16 protein-coding genes and 2 rRNA genes (1 of these 18 only partly in view) are annotated in these 15,000 nt (G+C 64.0%); 8 read left to right on the plus strand and 10 right to left on the minus strand.

What is annotated here, in order from left to right; translation table 11 throughout:
* The coding region (locus G332_RS13625) for a hypothetical protein (protein ID WP_019624940.1) at positions 1-245 on the plus strand (245 nt) is incomplete at its 5' end.
* A gap of 36 nt (positions 246-281) precedes the next feature.
* On the opposite strand, the gene G332_RS0100010 is transcribed toward G332_RS13625, so the two are convergent.
* From G332_RS0100010 to G332_RS0100025, 4 genes are all read right to left on the minus strand, one after another.
* The gene (locus G332_RS0100010) at positions 282-893 is read right to left on the minus strand and encodes a DUF3501 family protein (protein ID WP_019624941.1); all 612 of its coding nucleotides are present in this window, start codon (positions 891-893) and stop codon (positions 282-284) included.
* 47 nt (positions 894-940) lie between these two features.
* On the minus strand, positions 941-1,246 hold the full coding sequence (locus G332_RS0100015) for an encapsulin-associated ferritin-like protein (RefSeq protein WP_019624942.1): 306 nt from the start codon (positions 1,244-1,246) through the stop codon (positions 941-943).
* Between the two features lie 63 nt (positions 1,247-1,309).
* Positions 1,310-2,662, minus strand: coding sequence for a heterodisulfide reductase-related iron-sulfur binding cluster (locus G332_RS0100020; protein ID WP_019624943.1), 1,353 nt, complete (start codon positions 2,660-2,662; stop codon positions 1,310-1,312).
* A gap of 158 nt (positions 2,663-2,820) precedes the next feature.
* Positions 2,821-3,240 (minus strand): rubrerythrin family protein, encoded by a 420-nt coding sequence (locus G332_RS0100025; RefSeq protein ID WP_019624944.1) that lies wholly within the window; start codon positions 3,238-3,240, stop codon positions 2,821-2,823.
* Positions 3,241-3,477: 237 nt separating this feature from the next.
* Here G332_RS0100025 and G332_RS0100030 point away from each other — a divergent pair, with 237 nt between their 5' ends.
* The 4 genes from G332_RS0100030 to queD are packed head-to-tail and all read left to right on the plus strand — an operon-like array spanning position 3,478 to position 7,005.
* Entirely contained in the window at positions 3,478-3,762 is a 285-nt protein-coding gene (locus tag G332_RS0100030) for an exodeoxyribonuclease VII small subunit (protein WP_019624945.1), read from the plus strand.
* Positions 3,763-3,772: 10 nt separating this feature from the next.
* A complete protein-coding gene (gene ispA / locus G332_RS0100035; protein ID WP_019624946.1) occupies positions 3,773-4,666 on the plus strand; it encodes a (2E,6E)-farnesyl diphosphate synthase in 894 nt (297 codons plus the stop codon).
* 12 nt (positions 4,667-4,678) lie between these two features.
* Positions 4,679-6,580 carry a 1-deoxy-D-xylulose-5-phosphate synthase gene (dxs, locus tag G332_RS0100040; protein ID WP_019624947.1) on the plus strand — a complete coding sequence of 634 codons (1,902 nt, stop codon included), beginning with the start codon at positions 4,679-4,681 and terminating at the stop codon, positions 6,578-6,580.
* 41 nt (positions 6,581-6,621) lie between these two features.
* Positions 6,622-7,005, plus strand: coding sequence for a 6-carboxytetrahydropterin synthase QueD (gene queD, locus G332_RS0100045; RefSeq protein WP_019624948.1), 384 nt, complete (start codon positions 6,622-6,624; stop codon positions 7,003-7,005).
* A 123-nt stretch (positions 7,006-7,128) separates the two neighbouring features.
* Here queD and G332_RS0100050 read toward each other — a convergent pair whose 3' ends face one another.
* From G332_RS0100050 to G332_RS0100060, 3 genes are read right to left on the minus strand one after another with little or no spacing between them, the layout of a single operon-like run.
* On the minus strand, positions 7,129-8,547 hold the full coding sequence (locus G332_RS0100050) for a PhoH family protein (RefSeq protein WP_019624949.1): 1,419 nt from the start codon (positions 8,545-8,547) through the stop codon (positions 7,129-7,131).
* Between the two features lie 60 nt (positions 8,548-8,607).
* Entirely contained in the window at positions 8,608-9,084 is a 477-nt protein-coding gene (locus G332_RS0100055) for a peroxiredoxin (RefSeq protein WP_019624950.1), read from the minus strand.
* Positions 9,085-9,129: 45 nt separating this feature from the next.
* The gene (locus G332_RS0100060; protein WP_026340461.1) at positions 9,130-9,684 is read right to left on the minus strand and encodes a glycine cleavage system protein R; all 555 of its coding nucleotides are present in this window, start codon (positions 9,682-9,684) and stop codon (positions 9,130-9,132) included.
* A 243-nt stretch (positions 9,685-9,927) separates the two neighbouring features.
* Between G332_RS0100060 and dapA the strand changes: the two genes are divergently transcribed.
* From dapA to G332_RS0100075, 3 genes are read left to right on the plus strand one after another with little or no spacing between them, the layout of a single operon-like run.
* Entirely contained in the window at positions 9,928-10,806 is an 879-nt protein-coding gene (gene dapA, locus G332_RS0100065; RefSeq protein ID WP_026340462.1) for a 4-hydroxy-tetrahydrodipicolinate synthase, read from the plus strand.
* 8 nt (positions 10,807-10,814) lie between these two features.
* Positions 10,815-11,972 carry an outer membrane protein assembly factor BamC gene (gene bamC, locus G332_RS0100070; protein WP_019624953.1) on the plus strand — a complete coding sequence of 386 codons (1,158 nt, stop codon included), beginning with the start codon at positions 10,815-10,817 and terminating at the stop codon, positions 11,970-11,972.
* Positions 11,973-12,003: 31 nt separating this feature from the next.
* Positions 12,004-12,771, plus strand: a complete 768-nt coding sequence (locus G332_RS0100075; RefSeq protein WP_019624954.1) for an MBL fold metallo-hydrolase — start codon at positions 12,004-12,006, stop codon at positions 12,769-12,771.
* Between the two features lie 596 nt (positions 12,772-13,367).
* Here G332_RS0100075 and G332_RS0100080 read toward each other — a convergent pair.
* From G332_RS0100080 to G332_RS0100090, 3 genes are all read right to left on the minus strand, one after another.
* Positions 13,368-13,574 carry a hypothetical protein gene (locus tag G332_RS0100080; RefSeq protein WP_019624955.1) on the minus strand — a complete coding sequence of 69 codons (207 nt, stop codon included), beginning with the start codon at positions 13,572-13,574 and terminating at the stop codon, positions 13,368-13,370.
* 124 nt (positions 13,575-13,698) lie between these two features.
* Positions 13,699-13,814: ribosomal RNA gene (gene rrf, locus G332_RS0100085) — 5S ribosomal RNA — on the minus strand.
* A 110-nt stretch (positions 13,815-13,924) separates the two neighbouring features.
* A 23S ribosomal RNA gene (locus G332_RS0100090) occupies positions 13,925-15,000 on the minus strand; it runs 1,804 nt beyond the window's last position.

The following is a 15,000-nucleotide window of genomic DNA, read 5'->3' on the forward strand; positions in this document are numbered from 1 at the left end:
AGCAGGTCTTTACGGGACGCTTTGAGGCCATCCGTACGCAGCGACAGCAGGTGCTCGATGCCCAGTACCGCAATCACCCCGAGCGCTTCGTCAAAGGGGCACCCGTCGCCGCCCGACCGCCGGAGGTGGTGACCATCAACCCGGTGTCACCCGAAGAGGCGGATGCCGGCGAGTCCATGGTCGTGAATTTCCCGACCATGGGCGCAGCCAGGGCGAGGACGGAAAATACATTATCCTCCGTGTGAGGCGTCCGAAACAGGTTGACAGGTTCCGTCCGCGCGTCAGTTGACGGCGTCGAGGTCGGCCGCCAGCGATTCGCGCGTGCCCTCGGCGACGGCGTCCAGCCGGTGGTTGTAGTTCTCGTGCTCCACCCCCATGGCAATGGCCGCACCGGATTTCGCCGCGGCAACCATTTCCGGGGTCAGCTCGAAGCGCAGGAAGTGCACCGACGAGGTCTTGTCGTCGGTCTCGCGATCCAGATCCTCGTTGGCAATCGGGTACACCTTGTCGTGCCCGTCCACCTGCACGTAGGTCTTGCGCTCGATCCCGATCAGCTTGGACAGCTGCACCTTGCGCTCGTCCACGTCCGGGTACTCGACCATCATGGTCGCCTTCCAGTTGGAACCGTCCGGGATCAGCGGATTGTAGGCGTCCAGCTCGTCCTGGATGCCCTCGGCATCGAAGATCTTCTCGACCCGCAGCATCTCCTGGATCTGGTACTGCATGGTCTTGCGATCCTCGAAGTGCAGGGTCACGGCCGGGCCCACCTGCACCACGCGATTGCGCTTGTGCTGCATCACCTCGTTGCGGAACTGTGGCCGCATCTCGTGGTACTTCTCCAGGGAATACAGGTCTTCACGACTCAGCTTGTCCACACTTGCCTCCATCTGCATCTCGATACCTCCGTCTCGTCGGATTGGCCCGTTTGGACCGGCACCCCTCAGTGATCGTGGTGGTGCCCCTTCTTCGTGTAGTCCTTGTCGGACCAGAGGTTGTCTTTCAGTTCGTGGTCGAATACCGGGTTATGGCGCCGGATCCATTCCAGCACCATCGCGGCATGTTCGATCTCTTCGTCGCGGTTGTGCGCGAGGATCGCCTTCAGTTCTTCGTCCTTGCAGGCGTCGATGCGCTGCTGGTACCAGTCCACCGCCTCGAGCTCCTCCATCAGCGAGACGATCGCACGGTGCATCTCGCGCGACTCGTCGCTCAGTTCCTCGACGGGTTCGTGGTAGCTGTCACTGGCCATGTCTTCTCTCCATTCCCGGGCACGTCTACCCGCCCGTGTCGCGTCCTGTGGGTCGAGCGCCGGCTACAGGCCGTAGGCCTGGCGCAGCAGGGTCAGCGGGTGCTCGGGCGCCTTGTCCTCACCCTTGCCCTGCAGTCCGTTCTCGATCATGTGCCCGGCCATCGGGCAGTCGCTCGAATAATGATCGGACTCGGCCTTCTGCACGCGGTTCACCACCGGACGGCAGATCTTGGCCGCGGTCTCGTAGAACTCGCTCTTCACGCCGTAGGTGCCGTCGTGCCCGGAGCAGCGTTCGATCACGTCGATCTCGGTATCCGGCACCAGCTTCAGCAGATCACGGGTCTTGAGACCCATGTTCTGCACCCGCAGGTGGCAGGCGGCGTGGTAGGCAATCTTGCCGAGCTTCTCGGGGAAGTCGGTGTTCAGCTTGCCTTCCTTGTGGCGCTCCATCAGGTACTCGAACGGGTCGAAGATGCGGTCACGCACCGCGATCACGTCGGTGTCGTCCGGGAACATCAGCGGCAGTTCCTGCTTGTACATCAGCACGCAGGACGGGACCGGTGCGACGATGTCGTAGCCCTGGTCGATCATGCGCTTCATCGCCGGGATGTTCGCCTCCTTGGAGGCCTCCACTGATTCCAGGTCGCCCAGCTCGAGTTTGGGCATGCCGCAGCATTTTTCCTTGTCGACCAGCGTGACTTCGATGCCATTGTGTTCGAAGACCTTGACCAGATCTTCGACCAGGTGCGGCTCGTTGTAGTTACCGTAGCAGGTCGCGTACAGCGCTACCTTGCCCTGGGTGGCACCGGCCGGCTCGGGGTTAATCACACCCTTGGCTACCTTTGCCACACGCGAGCGGCCCTTGTTCGAGTGGTATTCGGGAACCGGGGCCTCGGGGTGCACGCCCATGGTCCGGTCCAGCAACTTGCGCATCGTGCCATTCTTGTTCGCGGCGTTGACCGCACCGGCCACGACCGGGATGCCCGCCAGCTTGCCGACGGTGTCCGTACTGGACATGAGCTTGTGCGCGGGCTGCGCGCCCTCTTTCTGGAAACGCACGGCCTTGGCCCGCAGCATCAGGTGCGGGAAATCGACGTTCCATTCATGCGGGGGCACGTAGGGGCACTTGGTCAGATAACACAGATCACACAGGTAGCAGTGATCGACCACCTTCCAGTAGTCCTTCTTGTCGACTCCGTCGACCTCGAAGGTCTCGGATTCATCGACCAGGTCGAACAGCGTGGGGAAGGAGTTGCACAGGCTGACGCAACGCCGACAGCCGTGGCAGATGTCGTACACCCGCTCCAGCTCGGCGAACAGCGATTCTTCGTTGTAGAACTCGGGGTTCTTCCAGTCCAGCGGATGCCGGGTAGGGGCTTCGAGACTTCCTTCACGTTGGTGCGTCGGCGCAGACATGCATCCCTCCGGTGTCCGAATCAATACGCGGTGCTTTGAGGGAAACACGGAACAGCTTGCGGGCCGCGGCGCAACGGCTCGCGCCACACGCTGTTCCGTATTTCCCGGAAAACGAGGCCGGCGCACCGGCCTCGCATGCTTCCGTTACGGCAGGACGATCAGTCGTCCAGCTGGTCCAGGGCCTTCTGGAAGCGGTTGGCGTGGGAGCGCTCCGCCTTGGCCAGGGTCTCGAACCAGTCGGCGACCTCGTCGAAGCCTTCATCACGGGCGGTCTTGGCCATGCCCGGGTACATGTCGGTGTACTCGTGGGTCTCACCAGCAACCGCAGTCTTCAGGTTCGCCGCAGTGGAGCCGAACTCCAGGCCGGTAGCCGGATCGCCGCAGCTCTCGAGGTACTCGAGGTGGCCGTGGGCGTGGCCGGTTTCACCTTCGGCGGTGGAACGGAACACGGTGGCCACGTCGTTGTAGCCCTCGACGTCCGCCTTGGAAGCGAAGTACAGGTAACGGCGGTTGGCCATCGATTCGCCAGCGAAGGCTTCCTTCAGGGCTTCTTCGGTCTTGCTGCCTTTCAGATCCATGGTGCTCTCCTTCTCTCTCGTGGGTTCTACACAACCACAGGAATGCCTGTGCAGAGGACTGTTTAGACTCTGTCTAAACCGTGCAAAGACTCTAGTCGGCACCCGATTGAGTGTCAACCGGAATGCCACGGTCGAAATGGGGATGTATCCGCGTTTCTCAAGCCCCGCCACCCCGGCGCCTTTCCTCGCGCACACGAATCCGCTACTTTCTCACCTTTTCGCATTGGTGACCCCCCCATGTCCGACGCGCCCGCCGACAGTCCGGCCGAATTCGAAGCCAGCCTCGAGGCCCTCGAGGCCCTGGTCGCACGCATGGAATCCGGCGAGCTTGGTCTGGAGCAGTCGCTGGAGGAATTCCAGCGTGGCATGCAACTGGTCAGCCGCTGCCAGAAGGCCCTGGACGAGGCCCAGAAACGCATCGAGGCCCTCGCGGCCGACGAGGCAGCGGCCTCCGTGAATGCAGACCCCGCACCGACGCCAAACGTTCCCGGGCGCGGCTCCACCGACGAAATCCCGTTCTAGAGGGACCCTCTTGTCCGAATTCGACCCCACCCGGACACTGGCTGAGTACCAGCGCCGGATCGAGACGGTTCTCGACCGGCAACTGGCCCCGGACACCAGCCCGGATGCCCGCCTGGTCGAGGCGATGCGCTATGCCACCCTGTCGGGCGGCAAGCGGCTGCGCCCGGTGCTGGTATACGCCGCCGGCGGTGCCACTGGTGCGGATGGCGACGTGCTGGATGCAATGGCCGCCGCGGTGGAGATGGTGCATGTCTATTCCCTGATCCATGATGATCTGCCAGCCATGGATGACGACGACCTGCGCCGTGGTCGACCGACCTGCCACAAGGCCTTTGACGAGGCCACCGCCATCCTGGCCGGCGACGCCCTGCAAGCCGCTGCATTCGACACCCTGACCACCGGCGTGCGGAGCCTGCCCGCAAGCACCGCGCTGGACGCCGTGGCGGAACTGGCCAGCGCCGCCGGCCTGCATGGCATGGCCGGGGGCCAGGCAATCGATCTGGGGGCCTGCGGCCAGCCGATCAGTCTGGCCGAGCTGGAACGCATGCACCGACTGAAAACAGGCGCCCTGATCCGGGCCTCGGTGCGGCTGGGAGCGCTCGCCGGCAACCCGCCCCCGGATACCCTCGACCGCCTGACGCGCTACGCCGAATGCATCGGGCTGGCCTTCCAGATCCGCGATGACGTGCTCGACGTGGAGGGCGACCCGGAGGTTCTCGGCAAGGCCTGCGGTGCGGATGCCCGGCTGGACAAGGCGACCTTCCCGTCGCTGCAGGGCCTGGAGGCCTCGCGCGAACGCGCGGTGGCGCTGGTCGACGAGGCGCTGGCCGAGCTGCAACCCTTCGACCAGGAGGCGGACTTGCTTCGCTTCCTCGCGCGGTACATCGTCGACCGCATGAACTGAACCGGCCCGATCATGACCCCCACCCCCCTGCTGGATGCAATCGAATGGCCCGCCGACCTGCGGGCACACCCGGCCTCGGAACTTCCCGGGCTGGCTGCGGAGTTGCGCCAGTTCCTGATCGAGAGCGTCTCGCGCACGGGCGGGCACCTGGCCGCCAACCTGGGCACGGTGGAGCTGGCGATCGCGCTGCACTACGCCTTTAACACGCCCGATGACCGTATCGTGTGGGATGTCGGGCATCAGGCCTATGCGCACAAGATCCTGACTGGACGCCGCGCCGGCATGGCCACCCTGCGCCAGTATGGTGGCCTGGCCGGCTTCCCCAAACGTGCGGAGAGCGAATACGACGCCTTCGGAGCCGGGCACTCCAGCACCTCGATCAGCGCAGCTGCCGGTATGGCCCTGGCCGCCCGGCACGCAGGGCTGGATCGCCACCACGTCGCGGTGATCGGCGACGGCGCGATGACCGCCGGCATGGCCTTCGAGGCGCTCAACCACATCGGCGATCTGGACTGCAATCTCCTGGTCATTCTGAACGACAACGACATGTCGATCTCGCCCAATGTCGGCGCGATGAACCAGTATTTCACCCGCCTGCTGTCCGGCCGGCTGTACTGCTCGGTGCGCGAAAGCTCCAAGCGCATGCTGGAGTTCGTCCCGCCGGTGAAGGCCTTTGCCGAACGCGCCGAGGAACACATGAAGGGCATGCTCGTCCCCGGCACGCTGTTCGAGGAACTGGGGTTTCGCTACTTCGGGCCGGTGGATGGACACGATGTACACGGGCTGGTGTCGATTCTGAAGAACCTGCGCGGCGGTCATGGCCCGCAGCTGCTGCATGTGGTCACGCGCAAGGGCCAGGGCTACGCCCCGGCCGAGGAAGACCCCTGCCGCTACCACGGCGTCTCCAAGTTCGAGCCGGAAAACGGCCTGAAGCCCTCCGGCCCGAAGGCACCGACCTATACCGACATCTTCAGCCAGTGGCTTTGCGATCAGGCGGCAGCCGACGAGCGCCTGCTGGGCATCACGCCGGCGATGCGCGAGGGCTCCGGCCTGGTCGCCTTCTCCGAACGATTCCCCGAGCGCTACTTCGATGTCGGCATCGCCGAACAGCACGCGGTCACCCTGGCCGCCGGCATGGCCTGCGAGGGCCAGAAGCCCGTGGTCGCGATCTATTCGACGTTCCTGCAGCGAGCCATGGACCAGGTAATCCATGATGTCGCCCTGCAGGACCTGCCAGTACTGTTCGCGGTGGACCGCGCCGGGATCGTGGGCGCCGATGGCCCGACCCATGCCGGCACCTTCGACACCGCACTGCTGCGCACGGTCCCCAACATGCTGCTGATGGCCCCGGCCAACGAGCGCGAATGCCGCCAGATGCTGTCCACCGGCTACGCCCACCATGGCCCGGCGGTCGTGCGCTATCCGCGCGGCGGCGGCCCCGGGGTCCTGCCGGAAGGGGCCAGCGAGCCCCTGGAGACCCTGCCGATCGGCCGCGCCGAGGTCGTGCGCGAGGGCCGGGGCCTGGCAATCCTCAGCTTCGGCGCGTTGCTGGACACCGCCCTGGCCGCTGGCGAGGCACTGGATGCCACCGTGGTGAACATGCGTTTCATCAAGCCGCTGGATAACGGGCTACTGGCGCGACTGGCCGCCAGCCACGAGGGCTTCGTGACCCTCGAAGACCATGCCCGCGCCGGCGGCGCCGGCAGCGCAGTGCTGGAATGGCTCACCGCCGAGGGCCTGACCCTGCCCTGCCAGGTACTGGGCATCCCGGACACCTTCACCGAGCACGGCTCGCGCGAACAGATCCTGGCCGACTGCGGCCTGGACACCGCGGGCGTGCTGGCCGCGATTCGCCACGCATCCGGGCAGGAGAATTGCGCGCAGGACAGCAGCCGGCTAGGCTGCGCGGGCTGATACAACCCCGGCCGGCGACGGCCGCTCGCCCGGAAGAAATCATGAGTGCCCGCTACACCCTCCGTGTCCTGACCGACTTTGCCTCCGCGCATACCCTGCGCGACTACCCGGGGCAGTGCGCGAACATGCACGGACACAACTGGAAGGTGGAGGCCGAGGTCCGGGCCGAGACCCTGGACGATACCGGCATGGCGGTGGACTTCAAGGTGGTCAAGACCGCCGCGCGCGAGATCGCCGGGCAGCTGGATCACCGCTACCTGAACGACGTCCCGCCATTCGACACGGTCAACCCGACCGCCGAAAACATCGCCCAGTGGTTCTTCCGGCAGATGGCGGAACGCCTGGACCGCCCGGGCCTGCGCATGCACGCCCTGACCCTGTGGGAGACCGACCGCGCCTGCGTGCGCTACAGCGAAGACGGTTAAGGCCCTCCCTCGCAACGAGCACCGTCATTACGGGGCACCGCGGGGGCCGCGGCATCCGCCACCGAAAACTGACTCGGCGTCAGCTTCGAGGGTGACTCGCGACGTACGCACAACCTCCGCCGTCTACAGATGATTCGAGGCGTAGTCCGCCAGCCGCGAGCGCTCGCCGCGGGTCAGCGTGATATGCCCGCTGTGGGTCCAGTTGCGGAAGCGGTCCACCACATAGGTCAGCCCCGACGAGGTCTCGGTCAGGTAAGGGGTGTCGATCTGCGCGATGTTGCCCAGCGCCACCACCTTGGTACCCGGCCCGGCCCGGGTGATCAGGGTCTTCATCTGCTTCGAGGTCAGGTTCTGCGCCTCGTCCAGGATGATATAGCGATTCAGGAAGGTGCGCCCGCGCATGAAGTTCAGCGAGCGGATCTTGATGCGACTGGTCAGCACGTCGTTAGTCGCCGCACGGCCCCAGTCGCCCGCCCCCTCGGACTTTGCGAGCACCTCAAGGTTGTCCATCAGCGCGCCCATCCAGGGCGTCATCTTCTCTTCCTCGGTCCCGGGCAGGAACCCGATGTCCTCACCTACCGGGACCGTGACCCGGGTCATGATAATTTCCTTGTAGGTATTGTCTTCCAGGGTCTGCGCGAGCCCCGCGGCCAGCGCCAGCAGGGTCTTGCCGGTTCCGGCGGCACCCAGCAACGAGACAAAGTCCACTTCCGGATCCATCAGCAGGTTCAGGGCATAGTTCTGCTCGCGGTTGCGGGCATTGATACCCCAGACGCTGTGACGCGGCACCATGTAGTCGTCCACCAGCTCGATCACCGCGGACTCGTTTGGCTGGTCGATCTCCAGCACGATTGCGGACAGCGGGTTTTCCCCCTCGCGGTAGACGAACTGGTTGGGCTGCCACTCCGCGACCAGCGGCCCGGCCACCCGGTAATAGGTCCGGCCGGATTCCTGCCACGAGTCCATCCTGGACCCGTGCGTCTCCCAGAAATCCTCCGGCAGCTCGGTCATGCCGGAGAACAACAGACTGACATCGTCCAGGACCTGGTCGTTGTAGTAGTCCTCCGCATGCAGGCCGATCACCGCCGCCTTGATACGCAGGTTGATGTCCTTGGATACCAGCGTGACCGGAAGATCCGACTCCTCCGTCTTGAGGGCCTGGGCGGTGGCGAGGATGTCGTTGTCCGGGGTCGAACCAGGCAAGGAGTCGGGCAGACGTGAGCTGAGATTGCGGGTCTGGAAGAACAGCCGACCGGACGGAGCAAAGGTGGACTCGCTCAGCGACTCGGCCTGAAGCGGCAAACCCGCGGCGATCTGATCGTGGGTCGCACCACTCATCAGCTCGTCGATGAAGCGCGAGACCTGGCGCACGTTGCGCGCCACCTCGGAGACCCCCTTCTTGCCACGATCCAGTTCCTCGAGCACAACCATGGGCAGGAAGACGTCGTGTTCCTTGAACCGGAACAACGCGGTGGGGTCATGCATCAGGACATTGGTGTCCAGAACAAACAGGCGTTTCGGGTCCTCCGGGGTTGCGCTCATGGCGTCTCCTGGGCCGGGGTAAGTCGCAGACTGCCGGGTGCGGACTGCAACCGCCCCGGCTCAGTTTCCTGCCAGTTCACGCACCGCCGCCAGCACCTCGTCGACATGACCGGGCACCTTCACCTTGCGCCACTCTCGGCGCAGGACCCCATCGGGGTCGACCAGGAAGGTGGACCGCTCGATGCCGCGCACCTGTTTGCCATACATGTTTTTCATTTTGATGACATCGAAGGCCGCGCACAGCTTTTCGTCAGCGTCACTGAGCAGGTCAAAGGGAAGCTCCTGCTTCTGACGAAAATTCTCGTGACTTTTGACGCTGTCCCGCGACACCCCAAGGATGACCGCCCCGGCGGCGTCGAACGCGCCCAGGTTGGCCGCAAAATCGCGGCTTTCGTTGGTGCAGCCCGGCGTGTTGTCCTTGGGGTAGAAATACAGCACCACGATCCGGCCGCGAAAATCACCCGGCCCCAGTTCCTGTTCGCCCGTGGCGGGAACCCGCAGCTCTTCGGGGACGATCTGGTCGATGGCAATGCTCATAACGCGCTACTCCGTTACTGGGTGAGAAAGGGACGACCGCACCGCTCAGGCCTTGATCGGGTCCAGCACACCGTCCACATTCAGTTCGTCACAAAAGTCCATGAACTCGCCGCGCAAGCTGGCGAGATGCTGGCCTGCCGGGATCTCCACCACCATGTTGGCCGCGAACATGCGCGCACCGGTCTGCTGCGCGACATAGACCCGAGTCTGCACGTCGCGCAAGTTCACCGCACGGCTGGTAAAAAAGTCCGCCAGGGCGTTCAGCAGGCCCGGGGCATCCAGCGCCACCGCATCCACGGCGTAGGGCATCGCGGCTTCGGCGCGATCTTCCAGGGGCCCGCGCCGGGCCACCACAACCAGGCCCATCTCGGCTTCCAGACGTTCCAGTCGCGATTCCAGTGTCCCCAGGGTCTTCCAGTTTCCGCTGGCACTGAGGGCCATGCAGCAGTACCCATCCATCACGGTGATGCGGCTGGCCTCGAGGTTGCAGCCGGTGTCCACCACCACGCGGGTCACACTGGATACCAGCCCCGACTGGTCCGGTCCGATCAGATTCAGGATCAGGTGCGTATGGGCACCGGCACCCACCACCTCAGCCACGGAACACCCGACGGGCCGTTGCGCAGCGGATAGCGCCCCGCCATCCCGAACTGTCTGGCTTGAAATCGGTGTCAGGCATGATGGCTGGCAACATACCACCTCGATCCCGCCCCGCCAACGGCAGCCACGAACGCCGGACGCACCGTTCCCAGAACCCCGTCCGCATCCCACCGCCCGCCGGGAATCTTGAACGCCCCGACACCGGCCCGTTAGACTGCACCATTCCCGATGTTGGAGGAGTCGATGTTTCAAGGCAGCATGGTCGCACTGGCGACCCCGATGCACGCGGACGGCAGCCTGGACTGGCCGGCGCTGGATCGGCTCCTGGAGTTCCACATCGCGGCCGGCAGCGATGCCATTGTGGCGGTCGGCACCACCGGCGAGTCTGCAACCCTCGATTTCGACGAGCACTGCGACGCCATCGCCCACACGGTGAAGACCGTGGCCGGGCGCCTCCCCGTGATCGCCGGCACCGGTGCGAATTCGACCCGCGAGGCCATTGCGCTGACGCGCTGCGCCAAGGAGCGTGGTGCGGACGCCTGCCTGCTGGTTACGCCCTACTACAACAAGCCGACCCAGGAAGGCCTTTATCTGCACTACAAGGCGGTCGCCGAAGCCGTCGATATCCCGCAGATCCTTTACAATGTGCCCGGTCGCACCGCAGTGGACCTGCTGCCGGAAACGGTGGAGCGCCTGGCCGCGATCCCGAACATCATCGGGATCAAGGAAGCCACGGCCAACAACGAGCGCACCGCGGACCTGGTTGCGCGGGTCGGCAACCGGCTCGATCTCTACAGCGGCGACGACGGCAACGGCCTGGCCTTCCTTCTGGCCGGCGGCCACGGCATCATCTCGGTAACGGCCAATGTCGCCCCGCAGCAGATGGCGGCCATGTGCCGCGCGGCGCGCGACGGCCAGCCGGAGCAGGCCCGCGAGATCAATCGCCAGCTGGATGGCCTGCACTCGGCACTGTTCCTCGAGGCCAACCCCATACCTGTCAAATGGGCGCTGCACCGCATGGGCCTGATGGAGGAAGGCATCCGCCTGCCGCTGACACCGTTGTCCGAACCCTTCCATGCGCCGGTCCTGGACGCGATGCGCCAGGCCGGCATAGAGGTCTGAACCCCGTCATGAAACAACCTTCCAAGCTCCATCGCCATGCAACCCGCACCGCCCTGGCACTGGCCACCGGCCTGGCCATCGCGGGTTGTTCAACCTCCGGTGACCGTCAGAGCGGCCCCCAGTACGAAATGAGCCGGCAGATGGAGAGCCTCGAGGTACCGCCAAACCTGATCGCCCCCGACAGCGAACGCGCCTACCACATCCCGGAAGCCCCCGGCGAACGCGTGAGTGCCCGCGAGATGGAACGCGCACCCACGACGGCGGCGCGACCGGGGCAACCGACCGCCCCGACTCCCCACGATGGCCGCGTATTACCGGACTCCGCCGAAATCACATTGATGCGAGAAGGGAATGTGCGCTGGCTCAGTGTCGAGGCGCCAGCCGAAGAACTCTGGGACCAGCTCACGGCATTCTGGGACAGTCAGAACCTGCGACTGGAACGCAACGAGCCCCAAGTCGGCATCATGCAAACAGAGTGGGCCGAAGACCGTGCCGGCATCCCCCTGAGCGGCACTCAGAACATCTTCGCTCGCGCCCTGGGCAACGTCTACGACGCCACCACCCGAGACCAGTACCGTCTCCGACTGGAACGCGAGAACGGGCGATCTGCGATCTACATTTCCCATCGCGGCGCGGCCGAGGAAGCCGAGGGCGAAACCTGGCGCTGGGCCATGCGCCCGTCCGACCCGGATCTCGAAGCCGAGATGCTGAATCGGTTGCGCGTCTTCCTTGCCACCGGCGAAATACCGGAAGGCGGAGAACGTGCAGACGAGACCCTCGCCGACCGCCCCAGCGAGCTGCAGAAGACCGAGTTTGACGGCCAGCCCGCGCTGATCATCGCTGGCGAGATTGACCGCATCTGGTCCCAGATGGGCACCTTCCTCGACCGCGCGGGCCTCCTGGTGGACGAACAAGATCGCAATCGCCGCACCTTCGAAGTCACCTATCGCCCCGACATCAGTGGTGAAGGCGACCGTGGTGGCTTCATCAGCCGCATCTTCGGTCGCGGCGGCGCCCGACGACAGGACGAGCGCTATCAGATCCAACTGAACCCCACTGACGCCGGCAACGTACGCATTCAGGCCCGCGACATTGATGGCGAGCCCCTGCGTCGCCGCGACGCCGACTTCGTGCTCGAACGCATCGAGCACCAGCTCCTGCGTTAACCACAAGCGCCGCGGGCGCTGCCCTTCGCACATGATTCGGTTCTGTTCCCTGGGCAGCGGAAGTTCCGGCAATGCCCTAGTCGTCGAGATCGGCCAGACCCGCCTGCTGGTCGACTGCGGGTTCTCGATGCAGGAGCTGGAACGCAGGCTTGCGCGCATCCAGCTAAGCCCCGAACAATTCGACGCGGTGCTCGTCACCCATGAGCACGCAGACCACATCGGGTCAACCGGACCACTTTCAAGGCGTTACGGACTCACGGTCTACACCAGTCCGGGCACCCGCATCGCCGCTCGCGACAACCGCTTTGCGCATATCCAGGAGCTGCAGGCAGACCAACCCTTCGCCATCGACGATGCCTGGGTGCACCCCTTCACCGTGCCACACGACTCGCGCGAACCCACTCAGTTTACCATCACTGACGGCGCCCACCGCCTGGTCCTGATGACCGATGCCGGCCATATCTCCCGCCACATGGTCGACATCGCCGATCGGGCTGACGCACTCCTCCTGGAGTGCAACCACGACCCCGCGATGCTGCAGGCAGGCCCCTACCCGCCCTCCTTGAAACGGCGAATCAACGGCGGATACGGGCATCTGCCCAATCACGCGGCAACCGATTTACTCCAGCGCATGGACCAGTCGCGGTTGCGACACGTCGTCGGCATGCACCTCTCGAGTGACAACAACCGTGAAGAACTCGCCCGCGAGGCCCTGGCTCAAGGGCTCGGCTGCGCCCTTCACGAAACCGAGATCGCCACCCAGGATGAAGGTTTCGCCTGGCGCAGTACCGCCGCCTGACCCTGGCGTCCGGAAACACTCGTTCGTTCGCCACACTTGCTGCCCGTCCAGATAAAAAACCGTTCGAGCCACCACTTCAAACGTACCCCGAGCGCAACGAGCCGGCCACCCAGCCGGACACTGCGCGACAAACCGGCTACTCATGCGCCCCGCCCCCAACATGCGGGCCGGGCCGCCCGACTAAGCCCAACCTCGCACCGCCTTCACCCGTTTCCAGCGATTGCTCACGACACCGCACATGGATTGCCCCACATGCGCCATCGACCGCTGCCCACGGAAGAACCCGCGCGCACCGTCCAAATCGCGTTCGCACATGCCAACCACCGAACGCTCCCACCCCCGGCTAACGGCCACACTTGATTCGCAACGGGCCCCCGCCCGTCCACACTCGCAGGATGGAGTGAGCCGAACGGGTCCCAACAAGCAAGGTTCGCCACTGGCGCACGTTGCGTTTCGCCATGATCTACCACCCCGTCCCCGGCTAATTGCCCGGGGAACGCCCCGGCCGCACACCACCCCCACGACGGGCCGCCCCTGAACGTCGTTCTAGTCCAATCAACTTCCGAAATGCAGCCCGGGTCCGATCAGCCACCACCCTATCGACGCGACTCACGCAAGAAGTAAAGCCCCGCAAACACGAAAATCACGCCGATCACAGTCGCCCAGAACCCCCCAAACCCGGAACCCTCCCGGGGCGCGACCGGGGTAAACGCCACCTCGCCCCCAAAGATCGCATAGCCCCCAAGCCCGAGCAAAATCACGCCAACAATCACCAATCCGCCATCCGTCCGTTTACGCCCCATTCGCAGTCCTCCTTCATCGTAGTGGCGCACTCTCACCCCATCTGAAATATGACGCCCAACAGCGCCGGCGCCAGCGCACAAAAAAAGCCCGGCCCCCAAACGGGGACCGGGCTTTCGGAATAATGCCTGGCGGTGACCTACTCTCACATGGGGAGGCCCCACACTACCATCGGCGCAGAGCAGTTTCACTTCCGAGTTCGGGATGGGATCGGGTGGTTCCTACTCGCTATTGCCGCCAGACAAACTGGTTAGAACTCGTGCTTGCGCACGGGTTCTGAATTCGGAATGCATTCTAGGCATGTGTACTTTCGTGATGTGTCAAACGAGACCACCAACACTTTGGGTGTTATATGGTCAAGCCGCACGGGCAATTAGTACTGGTTAGCTTCACACGTTACCGCGCTTCCACACCCAGCCTATCAACGTTGTAGTCTTCAACGGCCCTACAGGGACCTCAAGGGTCCAGGGAGATCTCATCTTCAGGTGGGTTTCCCGCTTAGATGCTTTCAGCGGTTATCCCTTCCGCACTTAGCTACCCGGCAATGCCACTGGCGTGACAACCGGAACACCAGAGGTGCGTCCATCCCGGTCCTCTCGTACTAAGGACAGATCCTGTCAAATCTCCGACGCCCACGGCAGATAGGGACCGAACTGTCTCACGACGTTCTAAACCCAGCTCGCGTACCACTTTAAATGGCGAACAGCCATACCCTTGGGACCTGCTTCAGCCCCAGGATGTGATGAGCCGACATCGAGGTGCCAAACACTGCCGTCGATATGGACTCTTGGGCAGTATCAGCCTGTTATCCCCGGAGTACCTTTTATCCGTTGAGCGATGGCCCTTCCATACAGAACCACCGGATCACTAAGACCTGCTTTCGCACCTGCTCGACGTGTCTGTCTCGCAGTTAAGCACCCTTATGCCTTTGCACTCGTCGCGCGATTTCCGACCGCGCTGAGGGTACCTTCGCACTCCTCCGTTACTCTTTGGGAGGAGACCGCCCCAGTCAAACTACCCACCACACACGGTCCCCGACCTGGATAACAGGCCTGGGTTAGAACTTCAAACTTGCCAGGGTGGTATTTCAAGGTTGGCTCCACCGAGACTGGCGTCCCGGTTTCAAAGCCTCCCACCTATCCTACACAAACAAGCTCAAAGTTCAGTGTGAAGCTGTAGTAAAGGTTCACGGGGTCTTTCCGTCTAGCCGCGGGTACACAGCATCTTCACTGCGATTTCAATTTCACTGAGTCTCGGGTGGAGACAGCGCCGCCATCGTTACGCCATTCGTGCAGGTCGGAACTTACCCGACAAGGAATTTCGCTACCTTAGGACCGTTATAGTTACGGCCGCCGTTTACCGGGGCTTCGATCAAGAGCTTCGCCTAAGCTAACCCCATCAATTAACCTTCCGGCACCGGGCAGGCGT

Origin of the sequence: Thioalkalivibrio sp. ALJT (genome assembly GCF_000381825.1) — a bacterium.
GTDB lineage: Bacteria > Pseudomonadota > Gammaproteobacteria > Ectothiorhodospirales > Ectothiorhodospiraceae > Thioalkalivibrio.